General features: G+C 66.3%; 27 protein-coding genes and 1 pseudogene. 14 read left to right on the forward strand and 14 right to left on the reverse strand.

Going from position 1 to position 24,955, the window contains the following annotated elements:
• Position 1 precedes the first annotated feature (1 nt).
• Both ACSQ1X_RS04775 and ACSQ1X_RS04780 read right to left on the reverse strand, forming a co-directional pair.
• Positions 2–1,198 (reverse strand): TerC family protein, encoded by a 1,197-nt coding sequence (locus ACSQ1X_RS04775; protein ID WP_055799345.1) that lies wholly within the window; start codon positions 1,196–1,198, stop codon positions 2–4.
• 66 nt (positions 1,199–1,264) lie between these two features.
• Positions 1,265–1,606 carry a DUF6457 domain-containing protein gene (locus ACSQ1X_RS04780; protein WP_055799343.1) on the reverse strand — a complete coding sequence of 114 codons (342 nt, stop codon included), beginning with the start codon at positions 1,604–1,606 and terminating at the stop codon, positions 1,265–1,267.
• Between the two features lie 102 nt (positions 1,607–1,708).
• On the opposite strand from ACSQ1X_RS04780, the gene ACSQ1X_RS04785 reads away from it, so the two are divergent.
• The 5 genes from ACSQ1X_RS04785 to ACSQ1X_RS04805 are packed head-to-tail and all read left to right on the forward strand — an operon-like array spanning position 1,709 to position 4,613.
• Complete coding sequence (locus ACSQ1X_RS04785; RefSeq protein ID WP_436056836.1) at positions 1,709–2,062, forward strand: GNAT family N-acetyltransferase; 354 nt, start codon at positions 1,709–1,711, stop codon at positions 2,060–2,062.
• A 34-nt stretch (positions 2,063–2,096) separates the two neighbouring features.
• Entirely contained in the window at positions 2,097–2,666 is a 570-nt protein-coding gene (locus ACSQ1X_RS04790; RefSeq protein WP_436056837.1) for an AAA family ATPase, read from the forward strand.
• 24 nt (positions 2,667–2,690) lie between these two features.
• Positions 2,691–3,182 carry a DUF3592 domain-containing protein gene (locus ACSQ1X_RS04795; protein ID WP_436056838.1) on the forward strand — a complete coding sequence of 164 codons (492 nt, stop codon included), beginning with the start codon at positions 2,691–2,693 and terminating at the stop codon, positions 3,180–3,182.
• A 33-nt stretch (positions 3,183–3,215) separates the two neighbouring features.
• A complete protein-coding gene (locus ACSQ1X_RS04800) occupies positions 3,216–4,103 on the forward strand; it encodes an alpha/beta hydrolase (protein WP_436056839.1) in 888 nt (295 codons plus the stop codon).
• 9 nt (positions 4,104–4,112) lie between these two features.
• Positions 4,113–4,613 carry an N-acetyltransferase family protein gene (locus ACSQ1X_RS04805; RefSeq protein ID WP_436056840.1) on the forward strand — a complete coding sequence of 167 codons (501 nt, stop codon included), beginning with the start codon at positions 4,113–4,115 and terminating at the stop codon, positions 4,611–4,613.
• Position 4,614: 1 nt separating this feature from the next.
• On the opposite strand, the gene ACSQ1X_RS04810 is transcribed toward ACSQ1X_RS04805, so the two are convergent.
• Both ACSQ1X_RS04810 and ACSQ1X_RS04815 read right to left on the reverse strand, forming a co-directional pair.
• Positions 4,615–4,869, reverse strand: a complete 255-nt coding sequence (locus tag ACSQ1X_RS04810; RefSeq protein WP_436056841.1) for a helix-turn-helix domain-containing protein — start codon at positions 4,867–4,869, stop codon at positions 4,615–4,617.
• Positions 4,869–5,369, reverse strand: coding sequence for a DUF2975 domain-containing protein (locus tag ACSQ1X_RS04815; RefSeq protein ID WP_436056842.1), 501 nt, complete (start codon positions 5,367–5,369; stop codon positions 4,869–4,871). The genes ACSQ1X_RS04810 and ACSQ1X_RS04815 overlap by 1 nt, the downstream gene beginning before the upstream one ends.
• A 140-nt stretch (positions 5,370–5,509) precedes the next feature.
• Here ACSQ1X_RS04815 and ACSQ1X_RS04820 point away from each other — a divergent pair, with 140 nt between their 5' ends.
• The gene (locus ACSQ1X_RS04820) at positions 5,510–6,520 is read left to right on the forward strand and encodes a squalene cyclase (RefSeq protein WP_436056843.1); all 1,011 of its coding nucleotides are present in this window, start codon (positions 5,510–5,512) and stop codon (positions 6,518–6,520) included.
• A 97-nt stretch (positions 6,521–6,617) separates the two neighbouring features.
• Entirely contained in the window at positions 6,618–6,953 is a 336-nt protein-coding gene (locus ACSQ1X_RS04825) for a cupin domain-containing protein (RefSeq protein ID WP_436056844.1), read from the forward strand.
• A gap of 46 nt (positions 6,954–6,999) precedes the next feature.
• Here ACSQ1X_RS04825 and ACSQ1X_RS04830 read toward each other — a convergent pair whose 3' ends face one another.
• Positions 7,000–8,445 carry a DUF222 domain-containing protein gene (locus ACSQ1X_RS04830; RefSeq protein ID WP_436056845.1) on the reverse strand — a complete coding sequence of 482 codons (1,446 nt, stop codon included), beginning with the start codon at positions 8,443–8,445 and terminating at the stop codon, positions 7,000–7,002.
• A gap of 924 nt (positions 8,446–9,369) precedes the next feature.
• On the opposite strand from ACSQ1X_RS04830, the gene ACSQ1X_RS04835 reads away from it, so the two are divergent.
• From ACSQ1X_RS04835 to ACSQ1X_RS04855, 5 genes are all read left to right on the forward strand, one after another.
• On the forward strand, positions 9,370–10,731 hold the full coding sequence (locus tag ACSQ1X_RS04835; RefSeq protein ID WP_436056846.1) for an MFS transporter: 1,362 nt from the start codon (positions 9,370–9,372) through the stop codon (positions 10,729–10,731).
• 89 nt (positions 10,732–10,820) lie between these two features.
• Positions 10,821–12,395, forward strand: coding sequence for a GDSL-type esterase/lipase family protein (locus ACSQ1X_RS04840; protein ID WP_436056847.1), 1,575 nt, complete (start codon positions 10,821–10,823; stop codon positions 12,393–12,395).
• Between the two features lie 257 nt (positions 12,396–12,652).
• The gene (locus ACSQ1X_RS04845; protein ID WP_436056848.1) at positions 12,653–13,270 is read left to right on the forward strand and encodes a DUF1326 domain-containing protein; all 618 of its coding nucleotides are present in this window, start codon (positions 12,653–12,655) and stop codon (positions 13,268–13,270) included.
• Between the two features lie 43 nt (positions 13,271–13,313).
• Positions 13,314–14,117, forward strand: a complete 804-nt coding sequence (locus ACSQ1X_RS04850) for a DUF2182 domain-containing protein (protein WP_436056849.1) — start codon at positions 13,314–13,316, stop codon at positions 14,115–14,117.
• Positions 14,118–14,195: 78 nt separating this feature from the next.
• Entirely contained in the window at positions 14,196–14,633 is a 438-nt protein-coding gene (locus ACSQ1X_RS04855; RefSeq protein ID WP_055799305.1) for an ester cyclase, read from the forward strand.
• Between the two features lie 106 nt (positions 14,634–14,739).
• Here ACSQ1X_RS04855 and ACSQ1X_RS04860 read toward each other — a convergent pair whose 3' ends face one another.
• From ACSQ1X_RS04860 to ACSQ1X_RS04870, 3 genes are all read right to left on the reverse strand, one after another.
• Positions 14,740–16,017, reverse strand: a complete 1,278-nt coding sequence (locus ACSQ1X_RS04860; protein WP_436059261.1) for an MFS transporter — start codon at positions 16,015–16,017, stop codon at positions 14,740–14,742.
• A gap of 149 nt (positions 16,018–16,166) precedes the next feature.
• Positions 16,167–16,607, reverse strand: a complete 441-nt coding sequence (locus ACSQ1X_RS04865) for a VOC family protein (RefSeq protein ID WP_436056850.1) — start codon at positions 16,605–16,607, stop codon at positions 16,167–16,169.
• A 15-nt stretch (positions 16,608–16,622) separates the two neighbouring features.
• Positions 16,623–17,087: a phage tail protein gene (locus tag ACSQ1X_RS04870; protein WP_436056851.1), complete on the reverse strand. Its 465-nt coding sequence runs from the start codon at positions 17,085–17,087 to the stop codon at positions 16,623–16,625.
• 107 nt (positions 17,088–17,194) lie between these two features.
• On the opposite strand from ACSQ1X_RS04870, the pseudogene ACSQ1X_RS04875 reads away from it, so the two are divergent.
• Positions 17,195–17,371: pseudogene (locus tag ACSQ1X_RS04875) on the forward strand (VOC family protein); the annotation flags it as partial.
• A 145-nt stretch (positions 17,372–17,516) separates the two neighbouring features.
• The gene (locus ACSQ1X_RS04880; RefSeq protein ID WP_028272004.1) at positions 17,517–17,837 is read left to right on the forward strand and encodes a GYD domain-containing protein; all 321 of its coding nucleotides are present in this window, start codon (positions 17,517–17,519) and stop codon (positions 17,835–17,837) included.
• Positions 17,838–17,906: 69 nt separating this feature from the next.
• Here ACSQ1X_RS04880 and ACSQ1X_RS04885 read toward each other — a convergent pair whose 3' ends face one another.
• From ACSQ1X_RS04885 to ACSQ1X_RS04910, 6 genes are all read right to left on the reverse strand, one after another.
• A complete protein-coding gene (locus tag ACSQ1X_RS04885; protein WP_055799291.1) occupies positions 17,907–18,659 on the reverse strand; it encodes an ArsR/SmtB family transcription factor in 753 nt (250 codons plus the stop codon).
• 59 nt (positions 18,660–18,718) lie between these two features.
• Positions 18,719–20,380 (reverse strand): alpha-amylase family glycosyl hydrolase, encoded by a 1,662-nt coding sequence (locus tag ACSQ1X_RS04890; protein ID WP_436056852.1) that lies wholly within the window; start codon positions 20,378–20,380, stop codon positions 18,719–18,721.
• The gene (locus ACSQ1X_RS04895) at positions 20,377–21,306 is read right to left on the reverse strand and encodes a carbohydrate ABC transporter permease (RefSeq protein WP_436056853.1); all 930 of its coding nucleotides are present in this window, start codon (positions 21,304–21,306) and stop codon (positions 20,377–20,379) included. Before ACSQ1X_RS04895 ends, ACSQ1X_RS04890 begins: the two co-directional genes overlap by 4 nt.
• A complete protein-coding gene (locus ACSQ1X_RS04900) occupies positions 21,303–22,346 on the reverse strand; it encodes a carbohydrate ABC transporter permease (RefSeq protein WP_436056854.1) in 1,044 nt (347 codons plus the stop codon). Before ACSQ1X_RS04900 ends, ACSQ1X_RS04895 begins: the two co-directional genes overlap by 4 nt.
• Entirely contained in the window at positions 22,343–23,662 is a 1,320-nt protein-coding gene (locus ACSQ1X_RS04905) for an ABC transporter substrate-binding protein (RefSeq protein WP_436056855.1), read from the reverse strand. Before ACSQ1X_RS04905 ends, ACSQ1X_RS04900 begins: the two co-directional genes overlap by 4 nt.
• A 154-nt stretch (positions 23,663–23,816) precedes the next feature.
• Entirely contained in the window at positions 23,817–24,812 is a 996-nt protein-coding gene (locus ACSQ1X_RS04910) for a LacI family DNA-binding transcriptional regulator (protein ID WP_436056856.1), read from the reverse strand.
• Between the last annotated feature and the right edge of the window lie 143 nt (positions 24,813–24,955).

A 24,955-nucleotide genomic window follows, 5' to 3' on the forward strand; every position in this document is an offset into this window, starting at 1 on the left:
CCTACGCGAGGTTCTCCCGCTGCAGGGCGGCGTCGTGCTCGGCGTGGGCCTGCTTGAGGAGGTCCATGAACTCGGTCTCGTCGCGGATCAGCCGCTTGTACTTCTCCGGGAGCTTCCTGAGTTCCGCCTCCTCGCGCAGCATCTTGTTGAAGATTTCCTCGCGCTCGGCAATGCCCGTCTCGTAGTTCAGGTCCACATACTCGGTGGCGTGCCGCTTCGCGCCGGAAACCATGTTCTTGGCCTTGCCCTTGGGGCTGTAGATCGAGGCCAGTACGGTGACCACCAGGACGCCGATGATCACGGTCAGCGAGAGGCCGGTGCTGATCTCGATGACGGTCACGTGTTCGCCGCCGTTGATGAACGGCAGGTTGTTTTCGTGCAGCGCATGGAGGATGAGCTTCACGCCGATGAAGCCGAGAATCGCGGCCAGGCCATAGGAGAGGTAAATGAGGCGGTCCAGTAGTTCGTCGATAAGGAAGAACAACTGCCGCAGGCCCATGAGGGAGAAGGCTGTGGCGGTGAACACGACGAACACGTTCTGGGTCAGGCCGAAGATGGCGGGGATGGAGTCCAGGGCGAAGAGGATGTCCGTCCCGCCGATGGCCACCATCACCAGGAGCATGGGGGTCAGGACGCGTTTGCCGTTCTCCACGGTGAAGAGTTTGTCGCCGTCGTAGTGCTGTGACGCCGGGAGGAACTTCCTGGCGAGCCGGACCACCAGACCCTCGGAATCGTCGTCGTGCGAGTTCGGCCGAAGCAGGTTGCCGGCGGTGATCAGCAGGATGAGGCCGAAGATGTAGAACACCCAGGCGAAGCTGTTGATCAGGGCGGCGCCGAGGAAGATGAAGCCGGTGCGGGCGATCAGGGAGAAGACGATGCCGAACAGGAGCACTTTTTGCTGGTCAGCGCGCGGAACCTTGAAGCTGGCCATGATGATCAGGAACACGAAGAGGTTGTCCACGGACAGGGCCTTCTCAGTGACGTAACCGGCGAAGTACTCCGTGCCCATGGTGGGGCCGCCGAACACCAGGACGCCGATGCCGAAGACCAAGGCGATTCCCACGTAGATCGCGGACCACGTGGCCGACTCCCTCAGCTTCGGGGAGTGCGCCTTGCGGACGTGGAAAAAGAAGTCGAAGGCCAGCAGGCCCACGATGCCGATGACGGTGACAATCCATACGTAAAGCGGGACCTGCATGCTGCGTGCCTTCCGGTCGGTTGGGGTTGAGTCAACCCTACCGGGCGAGTGTTTACTGGGTGTCTGCTACTGAGCGGTGTCTGCCCAGCCTTTGCTGGATGGGCCGCCGTCGGCTCCGTCCTGACACAGCCGGAAGGCGACGTCGGCGGCTTGCGCGACCGCCGCCGCGGAGGCCTCCTTGGAACCGGCGCTGCCGGTGGCTGTGCTGGTGCCGGCGGCCCGTCCCGCCGCGTAACCCACCATCAGCGCGGTGATTGGCGCCGCGGCGTGGGTGACGGACCGCGCGGACTCTCCGGCCAGGTCAAGGATGAGTTCGCGGTCAAAATCGAGGTCCAGGAGCTGCAGGGCCTGCGCCAGCCGGTGGCTCCACTGGTCCAGGATCTGGTTTTCGTTGTCGTTGGCGGTCATTGTCGCTCCTAGGTCACAAGTGCGGTCAGATGTGTGGTCGGAAATAACGTCAGATGCCTCGAGGTTAGGCTGTAGCGAGAGCTGCTATCAAGGAGATTCCCGATGAGTGATGTGACCATCCGCCATAACCCGGACCGTGAGCGCTTTGAAGTGCTGGTGGCAGGCACCGTGATCGGCAAGGCGGCGTACAAAGGGTACGACGCCGGCGACTCGCCCCAACGCATTTTCTACCACACGGTAATCAACGAGGAATACGGCGGCCAGGGGCTGGCGGGCAAGCTCGCCACCGCGGCCCTGGACGAAACCGTGGCCGCCGGATTGAGCATCGTGCCGGTGTGCCCTTACATCAAGAAGTTCCTCACCAAACACCCCGAGTACGCCGCGAACACTACCGCCACCACGCCGGCCCACCTCGATTACCTCAGCGGGGCGCTGGCCGCGCGGGCTCGAGCGTAGCGGGCGCCGGCGTAGTCAGACTTCCCCTCTACCAATGCATTTTCACGATGACCCCCTTCCGCACCGGCCGAGGCGGGTCCTGGTGGCGGGAGTGTCGGGCGCCGGCAAGACCACCCTGGCTGCGCGGATCGCAGCCATCACGGGCGGTAAGCACACGGAGATTGACGCGATTTTCCATGGGCCGGACTGGACGCCGCGGGGAGAATTTCTTGCCGATGTGAACAGGTTGGTGGGCGCTGATTCGTGGACCACTGAGTGGCAGTACGATGCCGCACGGCCGCTGCTGGCTGAGAACGCGGACCTTCTCGTATGGCTCGATCTTCCTTTCCTTCGCGTTACCCTTCCCCGCGTCCTCCGGCGAACGATCCGCCGACGGTGGCGCCGCGAAGAACTCTGGAACGGCAACGTGGAGGCGCCGCTGCTGACTTTCTTCACGGATAGTGACCACATCGTCCGCTGGGCTATTCGGACCCGGCGAAAGTACTCCGGGTTGATGCCGCAGGTTGTCACCGAATACCCGCATGTCGTCGTCGTCAGGCTCCGTTCCCAGCGGGAGGTTGACTCATGGCTCCGAGGATCGCTAATTCCGGCCGTCAGCGGTTGATCGGTCCTGGGGCAGAATGGGACCGTGACCTCGCCGAACGTAACAGTGAACCGCAAAGCCAAACGGTCGCCGGGGAGGTGGGCGAACCTCGCGATCACAGCGCTGGTTCTCTGCCTCGGGCCGATGCTGATCGTCGTCGGAACGCTCCTCATTAAGGCCGACGACGAGCTCGTCCGGACCGGCGAGCAGGTCCCTGGAGTAGTCACCGTCTTCAACGACGAATCGAAGGCTTCCCAGCGGAAGATCAAAGTCGAGTTTCAGTCCGGCGACGGATTCGTTCACTACACCTGGGTCACGGTGGACCATGACCAGCACCCTGTGGTGGGCGAGGACGTCACCGTGGTCTACAGGGAGTCCGATCCTGGCAACGCGACCGTCCTCGGGTATGAAAGCGACGGCGTATTTTTTCGGGGGGCGGGCGTTGTCCTGACCGCCATTTTCGGGGGAATCGGCGTCTTCCTGTTCATCAGTTACCTGTTGGGCTGGAGGAAGGACCGCAGGAAGCGCGCGGGATAGCGCCTCGGTATCGCCTGGAAGGTGTGGATCAAAATGGCAGAAAGCGGTGAAGCTGTCCTCCACGACGGCTCAAGAATAGCTGTCACGGTGCAGGGGGAGGGGCCGGCGCTGCTCCTGCCAGTCCGGCTGGAACCGTATGGGACCGTCGAGGCCGAGACCATGCGCAGATGGGGCGGGGATCCTGACGTGGGGCCGGCCCTGGTCCGGGGGCTTTCCGGGACGAACCGCGTGATCGCGGCCGACTACGAAGGCCACCGGATGGCCCATCCTGCGGCAGACACGCTGACCCCCGATCACCTCGCCGCCGATCTGCTGGCAATTGCGGACGCTGCGGGAGCCCATGCCTTCGGTTACTACGGCTACTCCTGGCTTGCGTTGAGCGGGCTCCAACTTGCCCTCCGCACGGACCGTCTACGGGCCCTGGCCATGGGCGGGTTTCCGCCGGTGGACGGACCGTACCAGAGCATGTTGGCGGTCACCCGCGCCGCACACGCCGTGTCCCAGGCGTCGTCCAACCCGGCTCCTGACCAGTCCACGGTTCCGGTTGCCGACGCCGAACCGGGGGACTGGGACCACGTTTCCGTCCAGACGACCGAGGCGCAAACACGCCAGTTCGTCACGCTGTATGAAGCACTCCAAGGGTTCGATGATTTCGCTGCCGAAGTCCCGCCTGAATTGCCGCGGCTTGCCTTTGCCGGTGCCGAAGACCAGATTGACTACAGCGCCCAATGGGGCGGAGTCCGAGTGCGGATCGGTGAACCTCTGGCCCAACACCAGGCGGCCCTCATCGCTGCTGGTTGGGACGTGCAAGTCCTTCCCGGCCTGGATCACCTCAGCGCAATGCACAGCTCAGTGGTGCTGCCCATTTTGACCGGCTGGCTTCAGAAAATCGGATGGGTAAGGCGGCCGGCTGCTGATTAGGCTGGGACCATGGAATTTCAAATCCGCCAGGCGACGCCTGAGGATGCCGACGCCGTAGTGCGCATGCACACACTGGTCCACGAGGAGTGCTACGTACACCAGCTGTCACCCGAATTCTTTCGCGCCCGGCGGGCCAGCATTCCCGAGCGGGTCGAACAGCGGCGGCAATTCCTGGCAACCACGGCCCCTCGTCTCATTGCCCTGGACGATAGGAACGAAGTGGTGGGTCTGGCCGATGCGGGTCCCGGCCATGATGAGGACGGGCCTGCAGCGTTGGAGCTGTATACGATCTACACTCTCAGGCGGACGCACGGCAGTGGCCTTGGTTCGGCCCTGCTCCAGGCCGCCATCGGAGATTCACCGGCGTACCTCTGGGTGCTCGAGGACAATCCCCGGGCGCAGGCCTTCTACCGCAAACACGGCTTCCGGCCTGACGGGTCACGCAAACTGCTGCCACCCGAGTGGGAGGAGCTCCCCGAGATCCGGATGGTCCGGTGGGGCAAGCCATAGGCTAGTCCGCAGGACCGTCGGGTTCCGCCGACTCCTCGGATTCGGCCGACTCCCCGGGTTCCCAGCGCAGCAGGTCGCCGGGTTGGCACTCCAGGACCTCGCACAAGGCTTCGAGGGTGGTGAAGCGAACCGCTTTGGCCCGGCCGTTCTTGAGCACCGCCAAGTTGGCGGGCGTGATCCCGACACGGTCCGCGAGTGCACCCACGGGCATCTTCCGCTTGGCAAGCATCACGTCGATGTCGACGACGATGGGCATCAGATCACCTCGTCCAGTTCGTCCTGCAGGTGCTTGGCTTCGGCGTCGCGGGCCACCGCCTGCGCCAGCAGAATGCGCAGTACGACGACGACGAGCGCCACTCCGGCGATCAGCACGCCGGCGCCTCCAACCAGGAGGACAACGCCTGGGGCGACCGATTCGCCCGGGGCGAGGACGACGCCGAGCCCGAAGGCCAGCAGGGACGCTGCGGCGATGGCGCCTGTCACCACATCCACGTAGCGGAAGGCGGCGTTGGAGAACACAGTTCCCCGCCGCACCATCGTGAGGAGTCGCCAGACGCAGGCCATGGTGACCTGGACGGTGACGATGCCCAGGAGAACGATCACGAGAACCGGAATCCTGACGCGGGCGATGCCCGGCCCCATGTCCTCGTTCAGGTCCCGGGCCAGCAGTGGCACCATCACCGCCTGCACAAATACCGAACCGGCCAGTCCCATCGCGAGGACAATCCGCAACGCGAGGACAGTCAGCTTTCCCATCAGATCTCCTTGGCTGTCGAATAACAGTTGGATACTATCGATATTCGATAGCTTCAGCAAGATGGCTTGGCGTTTGCTCTTCGAGCGCCGGGACCGAAAGGCCAGCCCGCCGGCCCGGCGCCCGTGGTAGCCTGCCGGGCATGGCTGTGGACCCTTCCCTGCTCAATTGGTTGCTGGACTCAGACCCGGCTCTCCGGTGGCAGGTCGAGCGCGATCTCGCTGGCGCTCCCCGTGACATCTGGGAAGCGACCCGCGACAGACTCGCGACGGAGGGTTTCGCCGCGCGGCTCCTCGCGCTGCAGGACCCCGACGGCCAGTGGGCGGGCGGAGCGTTCTTCCCCCGCGACTTCGACTTCCACGGCCCCGAGGCAACCCACGGCCTCGAGGCGGCCGAGGGTGCAGGCCAGCCGTGGACCGCAACCACGTGGACGCTCAACACCCTCCGTGACTGGGGCCTCGATGCAGCCGCCCTCGCCGGCACCGCCGAATTGCTCGCCGTGAACAGCCGCTGGGAGTACGACAACCTGCCGTACTGGGGCGGCGACGTGGACTGCTGCATCAACGCCTACACGCTCGCCAACGGGGTGTGGCTCGGGGCAGATGTCTCCGGAATCGCCCAATGGTTCCTGGACCACCGCATGGCCGACGGCGGCTGGAACTGCGAGTGGGTGGAGGGCTCCACCCGGTCGTCCTTCCATTCCACCCTCAACGCGCTGAAGGGCCTGCTGGACTACGAGGCCGCGACCGGCGGAACCAGCCGGCTGCGGGCCGCCCGCCGGGCCGGTGAGGAGTACCTGCTGCAGCGCAGGCTGCTCCGCACGCTGTCCACGGGCGAGATCGTGGGGCCGTGGGTGACGCGGTTCACGTACCCGTTCCGGTCGTTCTACAGCGCGCTCAACGCCGCGGACTACTTCAGGGCAGCGGCCCTGCACGACGGCGCCGCGCCCGATCCGCGGCTGGCCGATGCTATCGGGGTGGTCCGGTCCGCCCGCCGTCCTGACGGTACGTGGTGGCAGGAGCGCCGCCACCCTGGACGGGTGTGGTTCGAGGTCGATGTTGCGCCCGGCGAGCCGTCCAAGTGGCTGACCTTCTTCGGCACGCGCGTGCTTGACTGGTGGGACGGGGCGAGCGGATACGTGCCGCCCCGATGAACGGGGCCGCACGTATCCGCTCGCGATTAACCGGCTGTTCCGGATGAGGGACCACCGGCCTATACCGCCCGGGAGTCCTTGTGGTTATCGTGGCCTCATGCAGAAGATATCGATCGAGGCCCTGGCCCGGCAGCAGCTCGCCGCGGCCCTTACAGCGAGCAACGGGCGCGCCGCAGACACTGTTTATGGCGGGCACGAAAAGGTGCTCCGCCAGACCGTCATGGCCCTCAAGGCCGGCACACAATTGAGCGAGCACCAGAACCCGGGCGACGCCACGGTCTTTGTCCTGCAGGGCAGCCTCCGACTCCGCGCGGGCGAAGAGTCGTGGGAGGGCAAGCCCGGTGACCTGCTGATCGTCCCGGACGGCCTGCACAGCCTGGAAGCCGAAGAGGACTCGACGTTCCTGTTCACGGTGGCGAAGGGCGCGAAGTAACGGCGGCAGCGCTCAACAGGGCAGCGCTCAACGGGGCAGCGCCCAACTACGCGGCGAGCCACATTTCCCAGTCGGGCAGCGGGTCAACCAACGCGGGGTCGGGGAGGTATGCACCAATGTCAGGGGGGAATTCACCGGGTTGTGCCGGTTCAGGCAGATCGGGTGGCCACGGGATGTCGCGGGGTTGCCAGGGAGGCTCCCAGTCTTGTTCTTCGCTGATGTACCGGCGCCCTGACTGGGCCATCCAGCCGGGCGGCGCGTCGCGGCTGGCGTCCATTGGCTGCCAGCCGTGATGCTTGCGGCAGGGCTGGCTGAGGTTGGAGACACCAGTGGTGCCGCCCTCGTGCCAAGCGAGAGCATGATCCGCCTCGTTGTCGAGGGACTGGTTGTTGCAGCCGGGAAACGGGCACCTGCCGTCGCGGAGGCGCAGCCATTGGCGCAAAACGTTCGGGACGCGGTGGCTGGACCGTCCGATCTCCAGCGGGGTGCCGCTGGCCGGGTCGGTCAGGACACGGTGGAACGAGGATGCACCATCCGCGACGAGCCGTCTGGCCATGCTGGGCGGGATCGGTCCATAGCCGTCCAGCATGGCTGGCTCTTCGGTGGCGCCCATGAGCGTTAACACGGGCACCGTCACGAGGACTTGCGCCTTCGGCGACGGAACACCCTCCGCTACGCCGGCGATGAGCCAGTTTGCAGCAGTGTCTGCCCGGAGCTGGGAGAGGTTCCGCGATTCGCCGGGGCCTTGGAGGGCTCTGGCCGCGGCGGTGGCGCGGTTCCAGATAGAAGCGGCGGCATCGGCCGGCAGGTAGGCGGAGAGCCAGGCCATGCCGTCGCGGTCCGGTGTAAATTCGAGGCGCCGGTCCCGGGCACTGGCCTGGTGTCGTTTTTCGATGCTTACAGAGTGATGGCGCTCCCGCCAGGTGCGTGCCTTGGCGCGGAAACGGGAGGGCACGAGCTCCCCGGCAGGGCAACCCCGGGCAGCGTTTTCAGCATCAGGGTCCAGGAAATGCGCTTCCAGTCCCGCCGTGGCCGCCCGGTCCAAGCCGGTGGTTTCGTCCACGAGGATCCGGGCGTGCTGCCAGGAGATGGTCCCCGCCTGGAGGGAAGCGAGAGTTAGTGGCAGGGCTGTGGTGAGCTGCCGCGCCTCGTGCAGGAAGGCTCCGGCGGTTCTCTCGCTGATGGTCAGGACGCAGGCCACCTCGGCAACCAGGGCCATGTCCGTGGCGCACCGCTCCTGCGGCGAGGCAGACGGGGATTCCATGGCCTTCGTAGCCTCGACTAGCGTTGCAGCCAGTTGGACCTTGAGGGCTGCGGTCTTGGCTTCCAGCCGGCTCGCTTCGGTGAGCCCGTCCAGGCAGTCATCGGCAAGCTGACGCAAGAGATCCGACGGTGCACCTCCGGCAGGGCGCGCACTTTTGATGTGGCGCGACAGCGCAGCGACGGACGCCGCGACGGCGTCCAATGCGTCAGATGCTGCGGTGCTTTCCATACTCAAAGTCTGGTGGGAGGGTCTGACATTTAGCCGACTATTCCGCCCAAGAGCCCCGCAGTCGGAAGCCGGAAAGCGGGACTAGCCGGCCTCGTAGGGAGTGCCGAAGAGCGTGACTCCCCATGCAGCGTTGTGCAGCGCGATCCCGGTGTCCTTTCGTACGAACTGAAGCGGCGCCTGGAGATGCTGTGCCATCCGCTGCTGTTCCTGGTCCCACGGGAACTCGCACGTGCCCGCGAAACTTTCCATCGTCCCCGGATCAGGCGTGATTGTTTGGCCGGTGATGCTGACCCTCACCGCAAGGAAGCGCAGGGGATCCGCACGGTCATCAACTGACTGCCGCCCACGGAGCTGAACCTGATCGCGTAGTCGCCTGAACTCAATCCCTCACCAGCGGGTACGCCAGCCGGGATCAACGAACCGGAAGTGAAGTACTGGCACACCAACTGTCCGTTGGCGACGTCTCCTTTCGCGCCCGGAGTCAAGCAGTCGTCGGTACCTGGGCCGGCAGGGGCCGGAGGCACCGTTGGAACCGGCGCCAGTGCCATGCCCGGCGACAGTCCTGCGGCGGACGCCGGTGCGGCGGCAGGCGAGCCAGAGGAAGGGGCGGCCGACGGCGTCGTGAAGGTTTGGCTGACGACCGCACCACCAGCGCGTGGAGGCGAGCCACATCCTGAGGCAAAGACGACGATGGCGACGCACGCCACCCACAACAAAGTGGTGCGCAGTCGATGATGAACGGTTCCCCCGGACGCAGCCATGGTCCGAACACTAGTGTTCGCTGTCCGGTACAGCAACGGGTCCAGCGGACAACAGGTCAACGCCGCCGGGCAGCCAAGAGCCCGGCGGGAAGTTGGCCTGAAGGGTGAACACGGGCCGCGTAACGTAGTTCTACCCGAGTCCGATCTGGGACAGACTGTTTCCGTGAGCAACAAACCCCGGACAGCCCTCGCCGTCGCCGGCCTCAGCCTGGGCACGTCGCTGAACCCGCTGAACTCGTCCATGATCGCCGTCGCCCTGGTGGTGCTGCGCGCGGACTTCGGGCTCGACGTCGCCACGGTCACCTGGGTGATCACCGCCTTCTACCTCACCTCCGCGGCGGGCCAGCCGCTGATGGGCCGGCTGGCGGACCGCTTCGGGCCGCGGCGCCTGTTCAATTTCGGGATGGTGCTGGTGGCGGTCACCTGCGCGCTGGCGCCTTTCGCTCCGAACTTCGCCCTCCTGTGCGTCGCCCGGGCCGTCATGGCGCTGGGCACGGCGACGGCTTATCCGAGTGCCGTTGTCATCGTCGGTGCCCTGGCCCGGACCGCCAACGTAAAGTCCACGAGGCCGCTCGGCCGGATCCAGATGGCCAACACGTCCGCGGCGGCGGTGGGCCCGGTGGTGGGCGGCCTGCTGGTGAGCCTGGTCGGCTGGCAGGCCCTGTTCATGATCAACGTGCCGTTGTCGCTGGCCGCGCTGCTCATCGTCCGGAAGTATGCCCCGGTAGACGAGGACCGGGAACGCGGCAGTGCCGCCGAACTCCTCAGAGACTCGGACATTCCCGGCATCCTCGGGTTCATCGGCTCCCTGACGCTGGTCATGATGGCCCTGCTGAACGTGCTGCCGGACGCACGCTGGTGGCTGCTGGCCGGCGGCACGGTGCTGGCTGCACTCTTCGTCTGGCGTGAACTGAAGTTCAGCCCGCCCTTCCTGGACCTGCGGCTGCTCGGCAGGAACCGGCCGCTGCTCCTGGTCTACCTGGGCTTCGCCGTGTTCAACGGAATCTACTACTTTGCGTTCTTCGGCCTTCCGCAGCTGCTGCAGGAAGCGGCCGGCTACGATCCCGGCGTCGTGGGTCTCCTCATGCTGCCGCTGGCAGCGATGTCCGTGATCGCGACGCCGTTCGCGGTCCGCGCGATCGATCGCTTCCGTGTGCGACGGGTGCTGATCGCCGGGGTCCTGTTCCTGGTGGCCGCCGCTGGAGCCATGTGGCTGCTGACCGCCTCCTTCGCCATCCCGCTGGTGCTGCTGCTAACGGCCCTGATGGGCATTCCGTGGAGCGTGGTGAGCATCGCGTCCAGTCAGGGCATGTACGTCTCCACCCAGCCGCACGAGCGCGGCGTGGCCGCCGGGATCTTCCAGACCTGCCGGTACCTGGGTGCCATCACGGCCACGGTGATGATTGGCATCTTCTACGGCAGCGGCGTGAACCAGGCCAACTGGGGCCTCATGGTTCTGACCATGCTGGTACTGGGCGCGGTGGCTTTCGGCGTGACGCTGCTGTGGCGGGAACGGACCGGATAGCGTGTCCAAATTGGCTGACGGGCTGGAGCAGGAAATACTGGACCAACGGTCACGCCACGGGGGATGACGCAGTTCGTGCAGGGGGATACATGGGACGCCGCTTCATGCTGCCGCCGCCTGTCCGCACGATCTATTCGCCCCGGGGTTGGGCCGACGTACGGCACGGCCTTGGCGTCCTGACCCTGGCAGCGGCGCTTGCGCTGCTCCCGGCCTGTGCCGGTCCGGACAGCGAGGCCGATTCGCCGGATACAAGCGACGTGACTGAAACGATCGTTCCCGGGGACAAAGAAGAATCTTCGGTTGCCTACCAAGTCCGCGGCGCCATAGGGAAGTTACACACCAGCGACTGGGCCGCGAGAGTGCTTTCGGCGCCAACGTCCGCCGAGGACTGCGACAAGTCCGGCTGCCTGCAGCATTTTGAGGGCGGTGACATCGCTTGGTCGGCGCGTACCGGCGCGCGTGTGGTGGCCAACGGCCCCGCACGCGATGCCTGGCTCTACGCTGGCGGGCGGGACGGCCGCTTCGGCTATCCCTCGACGCACACGGAAATTGGCCTTCGCGACGGCGGTGTGTCCCAGGGTTACCAGGGCGGTGTCATTGTGTATTCTCCGGCCACCGGAACGAGGGTCGTTTCCGGCGCTGTTAGGGCGCATTGGGCGTCCTTAGGGGCACAGGATGGCGCCCTGGGATATCCGTTGGGCGAAGAAACCCGCGAAGGAAAGTCTGTGTACCAGATCTTCCAGCGGGGGACGCTCTACTGGTCCGCGGAGACGGGCGCCCATGGCACGACCCGCGGAGACATCCTCAATCGCTACAGGGAATTCGGTGAGGCCACCGGCCCGCTCGGCCTGCCGCTGTCCGAGGAAGTTCCGCGAGACGAAGGCGTGGTCCAGCAGTTCCAGTACGGCTGGCTGGTCTGGAGTCCATCCACCGGAGCCAGGATGGTGCCCAACGAGACCTACAGGATCTGGTCCGCTAATTCCGGCCGCTTCGGCTGGCCGCGCCGCGACGCATGGGTGGATCAGCGGGGCACCCACGTGGAGTTCCAGTCCGTGGAGACCATCTGGGACCCGAATACGTTGGAGCTCTACTCGGCGGAAGCGGTGGATTCGTCAAGCGCTGTGATCATCGGCGACTCGCAGCTGGACCTCGACTCCTGGGGCGAGCAGGGAGCGCGCCTGGCAGGCTACAGTCACCAGATCATGCGCGGCTACGGAGGAATGGGGTATGTGGCCACCAACAGGGCGGCAGGTGGCTCCGCCCTGCATGGCCTCATCTCGGACACCATCCTGTTGCCGCAGGGGGAGCCGGGCCTTGTCATTGTGACCCTGGGCGGCAACGACGCGCGAATCGGGGCCACCGACGCTCAGATACTTGAGTCCGCAAACAGCACTTGGGACGAGCTGAAACGTAAATATCCCCGGAGCACCATCATCATCAATGGGGTCCTTTCGCGCGACGATTACAGCCACGCGCAGCGGCGCTGGGTGGACGGGTTGCTGATGCACGCGGCTGCTGCGCGCGGGTTGAAGCGGATTTCCCTCGCCGGCACAGCCTCCGTCGCGGGAGCCGCCAGCAACTATCAGGACGCGAACCACCTCACCCAGGCGGGCCACAACAAGGTGGCGCCCCTGTACGCCGAGGCGCTCCGGGCGACTCGCTGAAGCGCCCCGCCTGCGCGCAACTTCGTGCTGGCGGGGTGCCCCAAATGAGCGCCAAAACCCGGTTGAAAGGGCCCCCACGCGCGGCCGCCAAACTGCCTATCCGCGCCCCAAATTCCTTGTTTTCACGCCATATTGACACCCAGATTGCACGGGAATACTGTCTGCCTTAACGGGGTCCTTCCGCCCCGTGTCCCAATATTTTCGGCGCTGACTCTGGGCCGCTTCTGCTTGGCGACAGCGCCAGCGAGGAGGGTCCTGTGACTTGGGAAATTTCGGGAACATACGTTGGCAATTGCACTTGCTCGTTGATCTGCCCGTGCCCCGTGGACGGCGTGCCCACCGGCCCGGACGGCGAGTGCCGCGGCTTCAACGTGTTCCATATCGCGACCGGGACGATGGATGAAACGGACCTGTCCGGCGTCGACTTCGCGTTCTTCAACTGGTTCCCGACCAACCTTTCCGCAGGCGGTTGGAAAGTGGGGGCTGTCGTCGACGAGGGTGCTTCGGACGCCCAGGTGGACGCCCTCGAGAGCATCCTCCGTGGTCAGGCCGGCGGCCCGTTCGGTGACTTGGCGGCGCTGTACGGCGAGTGGCTGGGACTGGAACGCGCCAGTGTCTCGTTCTCCGACGGGGATACGCCGTCCGCCTCGGTGGCGGGCCGCGTGGTTGTCACCTTCGAGCCGTTGCCCGGCCCCGACGGCGGCGTGACCACCGTGAAGAACGCGATGTTCGGCTTTGCCCCGGAGTTCCGGATCGGCAAGGGACCGGGGCACCCGGAACGCTTCGGCATGGAGTTCGACGGCGTGTATGGCGAGACGTCCGACTTCACCTTCGCCAGCGAAATGGCTGAGGGCGCTCCCAAGGGCCGCGGCTAAGGCCCGCCTGATGTACCACCGGAAGCTGTTTAGGAGAGTGGGCGTGCAGCCGGTGGCGCACGCCCACTCTCCGGCATACGCCAAGGCGGCCTCCCGGATCGACCCGCGGGAAGCCGGGCTCGTCGCCATCCTTCTGGTCCTCGCAGCAGCGAGCTGGATCCTCACCTCAACCCAGCTGAGCGGGATGGACATGGGCCGCTGGACGGACCCGGGGCCGCTGGGGTTCTTCGTCGCCACATGGGTGGTGATGCTGGCGGCCATGATGTTCCCGTCCGTGGCGCCCATGGTGGTGGCCTATGACCGGATCCAGCGGCACCGGAGAGCAACGGGACGGTACGCGCCTGCCGGGGTAACAGCGGTGTTCGTGGCCGGCTACCTGCTGGCGTGGACCGCCTTCGGGCTGGTGGCCTACTCGCTGTATATGTCGGTGGCGTCGCTGGCTCCCGGGCTCTTCGGCTCGGACCAGGGCGGACGTTACCTGGCAGCCGGGGTGATCCTGATCGCGGCGGTTTATCAGCTGACCCCCGCCAAGAATGTCAGCCTGATGAAATGCCGGACGCCGATGGATTTCATCCTGCACCGCATGCGGCCCGGCTACCGGGGCGCGCTGGTGATGGGAGTGGAGCATGGGGCCTGGTGCGTCGCGTGCTGCTGGGCGCTGATGGTTGCCCTGTTCGCCCTCGGGGTGATGAGCATTGGCTGGATGGCACTGATCGGTGCCTTCATCGCCGCGGAGAAGATGTTGCCTTGGAAACGGCTGGCCAACCGTTCCGTTGCGGTGGCACTCGCCGTGATTGCGCTCGGTGTTGCGCTGACCCCCGCGGCGATGGCCGGGATGGGCATGTAACGTGCCGTCGTCGCTGAGCGCCGGCGGCCATGGACCGGGGGAAATATCCAAAGGTCTCACTGAACAAAGGAGCCGAAAATGTCTGAAGGAACTGGACTCCTCAGGCGGTTTTACGAAGAAGTATTGGCAGGCGGAAATCTCGCCCTGATCGATGAATATGTGCTGGACGACATTCAGGACCACGAGGACCCCATGCCCGGGCAGCCGCCGGGAAAGGACGGCGTGAAGTTCTACACCAACGCCATCCGCACGGCGTTCCCCGACCTCACGGTCAAACTTGATCCGACATTGGCCGAGGGCGATCTTGAGGCTGGTCACGTGGTGCTGTCCGGCACGCACACGGGCGAGTTCCTTGGTGTTCCGCCTAGCGGCAAGAGCGTGCAATTTAGCAGCGCGGACATCATCCGCATCCAGGACGGGAAGGTGGCCGAGCACTGGGGCTCCTCCGACACGCTGAGCCTCATGCAGCAGATCGGGGCCGTCCCGTCCCAGACAACGGGCGCGAGCGCCGGGTGACATAGGTTTCGGGCCGAAAGAGTTTCCCGCCGCCGCTCCTAGCCGACGGCGGGAAGCACCACGTGCGGCACCGTCCCGTGGCGGTGCCGCACCGTTGCCCGCGAGTCTATGGGCGCGCGGTCACGCCCGCATTGGTCGGCGCATCGGCACGCGCGTCCGCTGAAACAGCGGCGTCGGCCGCGTCCGGAACCGGCGCGCCCGCCGCCGACTTTTCAGCCGCAGCGAACCCCGCTTCCTTCGGCCCCGGCGGGTAGGCGTGCTTGCGCCCGGTCACCACAAGCACCAGCGCGACGGCGACAGGCACCGCAGCAGCGACAGGCACCATCAGCGGGCCAGCCGTCGTGAGGGCAGCCGCGCCGTATAGCGCGCCGATGGTGATTCCCAGCTGGATGGTCAGCACGGTGAGGCCGTTGGCAGCTTCCCTGTACTCCCTGCCGGAGCGAAGGATGGCCGACTGGTTGTAGATGCCGATCGCTCCGAAGGCCGCACCCCACACCGCCATGAGCACCAGGGCGCCGGGGACGGTCCTGCCGCCCAGCGGGAGGAGGAGGTACGCGGCGGCGATTATCGCCGTCGTAATCAGCAGGGAACGGCGAGGCCGCATGTCCACGCTGATGCCGGCGATCCAGATGCCCACCAGCCCGGAGAATCCCAGGACGGTGAGGGAGAGGGTGATTGTGTAGTCGGGCAGGCCCGCCTCGCGGAGGAACGGCGCGATGAACGTGAACAGCGCGAAGTGGGCCATGAGCATCAGCGGCCAGGCGATTGCCACCGATTTCACGCCGGGCTGGCCTATTGCCTTGCGCAGCGACGGCCGCGGGGCATCCGGGATCCGGCGGACAGCAGGCAGCAGCCACATGGCCAGGCCCGCGAGGACGACGCCGGCGCCCGCGAGCAGGAGGAAGGACGCCCGCCAGCCGATGAGCCCGCCCAAAGCGGTTCCCAGCGGGGCTCCGATGGCCAGGCCCAGGCTGTTGCCGCTGAAGACGATGGCCATGGCCTTGCCCACCTTGTGGGCCGGAACGATGCGCGCCACGAAGGGGGCCATCGCGGTCCAGAGCAGGCCGTGGGCAATGCCGCCCACCAGCCTCGCAGCGAGGGCGGCGCCGAAGTCGGACACCAGGCCAACGAGGGCGTTGCTGATGGCAAAGGTCAGGACGAGCCCTATGAGCAGGGTGTGGCGGGGGATGCGGGCGAGCAGCATCGCGGCCGGGATCACCGTGGCCACGATGATGGCGGCGTATCCGGCGGTGAGGTAGCCGGCCACGGGCTCGGACACGTTGAGGCCGGCGCTGATCTGGGGGAGGAGGCCGGAGGGCAGCAGCTCGGTGGTGATGGCGGTGAAGCCGATCATCGACAGCACCAGCAGCGCGCCGAAGGGCATGCGGTCGCGTGCAGAAACGGAGGTCGCGGGAGGCACGGGTGAAGAGTCCTTTTCAGGGAGTGGGGAAGGACTGCGGCGCCGGTTGCCGGTGTCCTCCACTCAAATTACCTGATTTATATATCGCCAGGCAGGGTCTGTCAGAACCACCTTCAGCCGATCCGCTCGGCGAGGGAAACGATGATCCCCTCCGGGCCGCGTACGTACGCCATCCGCCAGCTGTTCTCGTACTGGCCGATGCCGCCGACCAGCCGGTAGCCGTCCGCGGCCAGCCCATCCACCGCCGCCTGGAGGTCGTCGACCTCGAAGGACACGTTGCGCAGCCCCAGCTCGTTGGCCATCGCGCCGGGCGACCCGGGCTCGTGGGCGGGCCGGACGAAGCTCGCGAGCTCCAGCCCGGCACCACCGCCGGGCGGGCGCAGCATGACGATCTCGGTGCGGGAGTCCGGGATGCCGCAGACAGTGTCCAGGAACTCGCCCTCCACGAACGTCCGGCCCTCGACCTCGAGACCCAGCCCGACGAAGAACGCCGTCACCGCATCGAGGTCGGCGACGGTGATGCCGACATGGTCGAAACGTTGTATGTGTGCCATGAGAGCACCCTCCTGTCAGTACTCGCCCTTGATCACGAAGTAGGAGCCGCGGATGACGCCTGCCAGCTTTGATTTCTGGCGGGCGAACTTGAAGCGTGACGCCAGTTCCTCCGGAATGTCCATGCCGTCGGCAAGTTTGAACCCCACGGCTCGCTTCCCGCCGTCCTCGATGCTGTACATGACGTTGATCGACAGCCCCGACTCGTAGAAAACGTAGGACATCCGTAAACCGTCGACTTCGAAGTCGGTTGCTTCCAGGGGGCGTGATCCGATGACGATGTCGCGCTCGTCCCGGAGGATCCGGCTCACCCGGTCCACCACCTCCGGAACCTCGCTGGCAGGGCTCACGGTGAAGACGTGGTTGTACTTGTTCCGGAAATAGCGGGCCTCATTGGCGCGCAATCCTGCGGCGGCGTCGGCGACCGGCGACGATTCCAAACCGGCAGTAGAAACGTTCTCGAAGTCAACGATGTGCGTCATGCGCTCTCCTGGTCAGGCGTGGTCAGTCGTGGTGGGACCAATGCTAACGCGACGGCGTGCCGGGATCGGTGTAGCCGAGTTCGGCAGCGATCGCCGTGAGGTCTGCCGCCGAGCGGTCCGGGGCCACCATTCGCGAGCCCCTGTCCACCTTTGTGTCAGGGGACCGGTTCGCCAGCATCCGGGATCCGTTCGGAGTGCGCTGGTCCATCATGACCCGCGTCGAGGACCTCTCCGAAGACGAGAGCTCGCAGCGCGTCGCCGACTGGGCCGCCAAGCAGGGCTGAATCCACGGAGTCGCCGGGAGGGGTGGTCCCGGCCGCTCTCCCGTTCCGCAGCATCTTTCCGGAACCCGTTGTCAGTGCCGGGAAGTGAGCCTACGCTGTGCGCACGGCCCCACTCCGGGGACCGTTTCCAGACAGGAACGAGACCATGACCAAGTATTTGTTTGAAGCGAATTACGTGGGCGAGGGAATCAAGGGACTCATGCGCGAAGGCGGCACCAAGCGGCGTGACGCCCTGGTGGAGGCCCTCAATTCCGTTGGAGGATCGCTCGAGAGTTTTTACTACGCCTTCGGGGACACTGACGTCCTCGGTGTTTTTGAAGTCCCGGACCAGGCCGGGGCCGCAGCCCTTTCGCTGATGATCAATGCCACCGGCAACGTGAACGTCCGGCTGAAGCCGCTCATGACGCCGGAAGACATCGACGAGGCGACCAAGAAGACACCGTCCTACCGGGCCCCGGGGCAGTAGCGCGCGTTCGCAGGAAGCACGACGGCGGCACCCGGTTGGGTGCCGCCGGTCCACCTGAGCCCGGTCACCTTAGGTGTACATCAGTGAGCCGGGCGTAGTGAGTAGCTCGCCGGTTTCCAGCCAGGTCTTCAGGCCCGAGAGGATCATCGGCCAGCCGCCGTAGAGCTGGTCGTTGGCGCCTTCGCGCAGCTGGTCGTGCGTGACGGTCAGACGGCAGGAATCGCCCACCGGCTCGATCTCCCAGGTGACCCGCGAGGTGCCTTCGGCCTTGACGTCCTCGCCCCACAGGGCCCGCATGCTCTGGACGAGCCGGCGCGGCGGGTCCACTTCCAGGTTCTCACCCTCACCCAGGAGCTCCCCGGCCTTGGGATTGCCCATCTCGAACCGGCCGCCGGGCGTCCAGTCGGAGGTGATGACGGACCCGAACTGGTATTTGCTGCGGATCTCTCCGTCCGTGATGGCCTCCCAGAGCCGCTCCGGGGTGGTCTTGATATAGATTTCGAAGATCTTTTCCATGGGACTTTCCAATCTGGTTTTGAGGTCGCTGAGGCCAGCGGCCCATGGTTCGGCGTACTTGCTCACCCAGCGGTCGTGGACCAGCCGGATGGGCACCGGATTCAGGAAATGGAGTTTCTCCCGCCCCCGACGGCGGGTCACCACCAGGCCGGCTTCCTCCAGGATCCTGAGGTGCTTCATGACTCCGTAGCGCGTCATGTCGAAGTGCGCCTCGAGGGCGTGGAGGGTCTGCCCGTCATTCGCGAAGAGCTCATCCAGAAGGTCGCGACGGGTGGAGTCGGCCAAGGCCTTGAATACGGCGTCCACAAGTCCAGAATAGGTGACTAATTGGTCACATGTCTAGGGTCCGCGCAGCCCTCAGCACCTCAGTCCCGCAGCACCCACGCGGCGTTGTCCGGCTGCAGCCAGCCGTTGGTATCCAGCGGCTCGGCGCTGGCCAGGACAGCCCCGGCCGGCAGCCGCACCGCTTCGGTTCCCATCGCCACTGCCACCAGGAACCGCTGGCTGCGCTCGCAGATCAGCAGGTTCCCGTCCTCCACACGCCAGCTGCCGCCGTCGTCCGCGGTGAACACGCCCTGCTCCCACAACTGACGCCGGAGTCCGACGGCGGCAGTCACCAGCGCGAGCGTGGAACCGGGGTCCAGCTGCTGGATTTCAACGGCGTACCGCCCCCAGCCCCCGGGCTGCGGCAGCCACGGCTTGTGGGGCTGACCCGGCGCGCCGGAGCCCACCGAGAACCCGTGGTTCGCCGCGGCAGACTCGGTCCACGGGAGCGGCACGCGGGCGCCGTCGCGGGTGATGCCGCCGCGCGCCCACATCGGGTCCACCCGGGCTTCCGCCGGGACGTCCACTTCGGGCAGCCCGAGTTCCTGGCCCTGGTAAAGGTAGGCTGCGCCGGGCAGGCCAAGCAGGGCCAGCAAAGCGGCCCGGGCGCGGCGGGTGCCCTGTTCGCCGCCGTCCTCGATCCCGCTGCCGAACCGCGTCACGGAGCGGACAATGTCGTGGTTCTCCAACGCCCAGCTCGGCGCGGCTCCGTGCAGCAGCCGGGCCGCCTCCAGCTCGGCCCCCACCTCAGCCCACGCTGCGGGATCCCAGCCGAGCTTCACGAACGCGAACGCGAAGGCCTGGTGCATCTCGTCGGCGCGGGTGTAGCGGGCGGCGCGGGCCGGTTCCAGGTTGACCTCGCCCACCAGCAGCCGGTGCGGCTGGTACTTCTCGGCGAGGGTGCGCCAGCGGCGGTACACCTCGTGGACGTCCTCCTGGTCCGAGACCAGCGGGTTGGCCCGCAGACCGTCCACCACCGCGGTGGCGGACGGCGCGTCCGGCAGGCCGTCGGCTTTGAAGAGGCCATGGGCGACGTCGATCCGGAGGCCGTCCACGCCCTTGTCGAACCAGAAGCGGAGCACGCCTTCGAAGTAGTCGCCCACGGCGGGGTTCCGCCAGTTCCAGTCGGGCTGGCCGGGGGAAAAGAGGTGCAGGTACCACTGGGTGTCCGTCGCAGACCCGGGTACAGCCCGGCTCCAGGCCCGCCCGCCGAATACGCTCTGCCAGTTGTTTGGCGGCAGGTCGCTGGCGGAGTCCGGCGCGGAACTGCGCCCTTCAACGAAGTGGAACATGTCCCGCTCCGGCGAGCCCGGCCGGGCCGCGAGGGCCTGCTGGAAGAGCGGGTGGGCCGAGGAGCAGTGGTTGGGGACGACGTCGAGCAGTACCCGCAGGCCCAGCGAGTGGGCGAGCTCCAGCAGGGTATCGAACTCGTCCATGGTGCCGAACAGCGGGTCGACGCCGCAGTAGTCGCTGACGTCGTAGCCCTGGTCCACCTGCGGGGAGGGCTGGAACGGGGTCATCCAGATGCCGTCCACGCCCAGGGAGGCGATGTACGGCAGGCGGGCGATGAGCCCGGCGAGGTCGCCCACGCCGTCGCCGTTCCCGTCCGCGAAGGAACGCGGATACACCTGGTAAATCACGGCTGAGTCCCACCAGTCGCCGGTGACTGAGCCGGCGGAGGGGCTGCCGCCGTCGTGCGTCATTTGCCGGCCCCGGCGGTGAGGCCTTCCACGATCCGGCGCTGGAAAATCAGCACCATGATCACCAGCGGAACGGTGACGATCACGCCGGCGGCCATCTGCTCGCCGAACGGTGCCTGGAATTCGGTGGCACCGGTGAACTTGGAGATGGCCACGGTGGCGGTCTGGATCTTGGGATCGTTGATCATCGAGAGGGCGATGATGAACTCGTTCCAGCTGTGGATGAACGTCAGGATCGCGGTGGTGAATACGCCCGGCGCGGCCAGCGGGAGCAGCACCTTCCGGAACGCCTGCCACTTGGTGCAGCCGTCGATCATGGCCGCTTCCTCGAGGTCGAACGGCAGCTGTTTCATGAATGTGGTCAGATTCCAGACGGCGAGCGGGATGGCGAAGGACAGGTTCGGGATGATCATGGCCTGGTAGGTGTTGATCCAGCCGAGGTCCGTGAAGAACCTCAGCAGCGGGACCACCACCGAGATGCCGGGGAACATCGACGTCGCAATAATAACGCCGAGGATCACCGACTTGAACCGGAAATTCAGCCGGGAGATGGCGTAGGCGGCGAACACGCCCAGCACCAGGGCGAACACCGTGGTGGTGCCGGCCACGATCAGGCTGTTGAGCAGTGCCTGGCCGAACATGGTGGAGCCGTCGAACACCTTGACGTAGTTCTCGAGCGAGAACGGTGCGGGCAGGAGGGTGTTGTCGAAGATGTCCGCGGTGCGGCGGAGGCTGGAGACGATCATCCAGTAGAACGGCGCCAGGCAGTAGGCGAAAATCAGCACCAGCCCGGCGTACACGGAGTAGGAGCGCCAGGTGCGCTTCTTCTTGGTGGGGAGGGGAGCGCCTGTGTTTTGCCTGTCGGCGGTGCGCTTGCCGCCGCGCGTGCCGGAATCGGTGGCGAGGCCGCGGAGTTCGGAGATGGTCATCGGGTGGCCTCGGCCTTCTGTGAACGGGTTGCCTTGCGCATCTGGCGGTTCTTTACCGGGCGCAGCCGGTTTGCGCCGGTGACGTCCGTGCCCAGCACTTTCACGAAAACGATCGCAACGACGGCGACGTACAGGAAGAGCACGACGGCGAACGCGGAGGCGGAGCCGTAGCGCAGCTGGTTGGATTCGTCCCAGGCGAGCATTGAGAGGGTTTCCACGGATTCCTTGCCGGGGCCGATGAGGACGAACGGGAGGTCGAACATCCGCAGGGCATCGAGCATGCGGAACAGCACGGCCACCAGGAGCGTCGGCTTCACCAGGGGGAGCGTGATGGAGCCGAGCTGGCGCCACCAGCCCGCGCCGTCGATCTTCGCGGCCTCGTACACCTCCTCGGGGATGATCTGCATGCCGGCCAGGACCAGGAGGCCGATGAACGGTGCGGTCTTCCACACCTCGGCGATGATCACGGCCAGCTTGGAGGCGGTGCCTTCGGCGGTCCAGAGGATTTCGCTGCCCAGCAGGGTGTTGGCGATGCCGTCCGACTGGAAGATCCAGCGCCACAGCAGGCCTGACACAGCGGTGGGCACGGCCCATGGCACCAGGATGCTGGCGCGGAGGAAGGACCGGCCGCGGAACGCCCGGTTCATGGCCAGGGCCAGACACAGGCCCAGGACGGTTTCCAGCAGGACGGTGCTGACGGTGAAGAACGTGGTATTGCCGAAGGCGTTGAGGAAGCGCCGGCCGGATTCGCCCACGAACAGGTCCGCGTAGTTGGCCAGGCCCACGAAGGCCTCGCCCTCGGTGACGAACCCGTCCGCGTCCAGGCCGGACTCGGCACGGAAGAGGGACTGGTGGATGGCCGAGATGAGCGGGTACACGATCACCAGGGCCAGCACCAGGAGGGTGGGGGAGAGCAGCATGGCGGCCATGCGGCCCTCCCCGGGCGTGCGGGACTTACCGGGCTTCTTTCCGGGCGTGCCGGGCGTGCCGGGCTTGCCGGGAGTCTGGTTCCGCGGAGCGGGAGCGGTGGTGACCGTCATTTGGCGGAAATTTCTTCGAGCTTGGCCTGCATGGCTGCCAGGGCGGTGTCCGTGTCCTTTTCGCCGGTGATGGCGGCGTAGGCCTCTTCCTGGATCGCCTTGGTGGTGGCGCCGTACTGCACAACTTTCGGGCGGGGCTGGGCGTTGTTCAGGGATTCCAGCAGGGTGGGGAAGAACGGGCGCTTGGCCACCACGGCCGGGTCCTCGTACAGGGAGGCGTAGGCCGGGGCGCGGGAGCTGAGGGCCAGGCGCTTCTGGGCCTGCGCCTCGCTCGTGAAGAACTTGATGAATTCCAGGGCGGTGGCCTTGTTGGCGGTGAACGGGGAGACGGCCAGGTTGCGGCCGCCCAGGGTGGAGACGCCGGGGCCGTCGGTGCCCGGGATGGAGGTGATGTCGAACTTGCCGGCCACCTTGCTGGAGCCGTCGGTGGCGCTCAGGGAGGCGTAGAGGAACGGCCAGTTCCGCAGGAACACCACTTTGCCGTCCTGGAACGCGCGGCGTCCCTGCTCTTCGAGGTAGGTGATGGCGTCGGACGGGAACATGCCGTCCTTGAAGCCGTCCACCAGGAGGTTCAGTCCTTTCTTGGCTTCGGCGGTGTTCACGGTGGGCTTGCCCTCAGCGTCCACAACGGATCCGCCGGCGGAAGCCACGGCCTCGGAGAAGTTGACGGTGAGTGCTTCGTTTTTGTCGAACTGGCCCGTGTAGCAGGACATGCCGGCGGCCTCGGGGAGGGCCAGGATCTTGGCGCAGGCGGCCTTCATCTCGTCCCAGGTCTTGGGCGGCGCGGCGATGCCGGCGGCCCTGAGCAGGTCGGAGCGGAAGTAGAACAGGGCGCCGTCGGTGTAGTACGGGGCGCCGAAGAGCGTGTCCCGGTACGTGGCCGCGTTGACGGTGGCGGGAATCATCTGGTCCGCGGGGACGGCGTCTTCGGGCAGCGGCATGATCCACTTGTTGGCGGCGAACTCGGAGGTCCACACCACGTCCAGGTTGAGCACGCTGAACGTGTCCGACTTGATCTGGGCGTTCTGGATGAGCTGCTGGCGCTGCTGGTCCGCGGAGTCCGGCAGTTCAATGAACGTGACTTTTTCGTCCGGGTGGGCGGCGTTCCATTCCTCGATGCTCTTGTTCGCAGCGCCCGAGGCGTCGCGGTTGGAGACGTAGTTGATGGGGCCCTTGCCTTCGAACGCCGCGGCGGCGTTGGCGCTGGCTTTCGGTTCCTGCGCGGTTCCGCCGCAGGCCGTGAGCGAGACGGCGGCGGCCGTCACGAGTGCGGTGGTGGTGAGAAGAGTCTGCCAGGTCCGGCTGCGCTGCCTCATGTGTTGCTCCTTCTGGTTTGGTTTGGGGTACTTGGTTGGGGCCCTGTTTCAGGGCGCTTGGATTTTGGGCGCGGGGGAGTACGACGACGGCGGCACGGTGGAGTGCCGGACGTCGCCGGTGGGAGGGGGCGGGTGTGATGAGTAGTGCGGGGTGCTAGCTGATGGCAGGCGCCGGCTGTTGGGGAGGCGCGGTGGAGCCGCGTTCGATCAGCTGGTGCGGCATGATCTTCGGTCCCAGGTCGCGGGAACGAAGCAGTTTCTTGACCGCCATCCGGCCCATGTCCTCGAGCGGCTGGGCCATGGTGCTCAGGGGCGGGTGAACGTGCAGGGCGGTGGAGGTGTTGTCGAAGCCCAGCACGGAGACGTCTTCCGGCACCCGGCGGCCGCGCTTTTGGAGTTCGTTCACCACGGCGGCGCCCATCTCGTCGCTCATGGCGAAGATGGCCGTAAGGTCCGGTTCCTGGGCGAGGAGCTCGTCCAGGCCGGTGGCGCCGCTTTCGTAGAAGAAGCTGCCGGCGGCCGTGACGGGGGTGCACTTTGCTTCGGCCATGGCACGGAGGTAGCCGCGCTGGCGGGGCTGGGCGACGTAGATCGAGGCGGGATCGCCGGTGAGCAGGCCGATGCGGCGGTGGCCGAGCTTCAGCAGGTGACGGGTTGCGTCGTAGGCTGCCTGTTCGTCGTCGATGGCCACGCTGGGTGAGCCGGACTTGTCGCTGATGGCCACGGAGATGATGGGGATGTTCGGCCCCAGCAGCTGCCGCGTTTCGGGGGTGATGACGGCGGAGATGAGGATGACGCCGGCCGCCCGGTAGGTGCGGAGCGTCCGGAGGTAGCCGGCAATGAACGCCGACTTGGCCCCGGTGCGGCCGAGCATCACGGCGTAGCCGCGTTCCTGGGCTTCCTGTTCCACGCCAAGCATCACCTGTGAGGCGAGGGCGTCCGAAACCATGGGGGCCAGGAGCCCGATAACGGAGGTCTGCCGGGTTTTGAGGCCGCGGGCCAGGTAGTCCGTTTCGTAGCTGAGGCTCCTGACCGCGTCCTCCACGCGCTCGCGGGTCTCGCTGGAGTAGCCCACGAGTCCGTTGACCACCCGCGAGACGGTGGCGGGAGATACGCCGGCGTGCTTGGCGACGTCCCTGATGGTTACCACTGTTGTTTCTCCTCGCGGGTGTTGCTGGCTTCGACATGCTGACCGAAAACGCTGTTACGCAAACGGTTTACGTAATCGGTTTCGTGATCTGCTGCACCAACACTAAACGGAGGCATGGAGGATTGTTGTACGTTTCGTAAACG

Source organism: Arthrobacter sp. LjRoot78, from assembly GCF_964254335.1.
GTDB lineage: Bacteria > Actinomycetota > Actinomycetes > Actinomycetales > Micrococcaceae > Arthrobacter.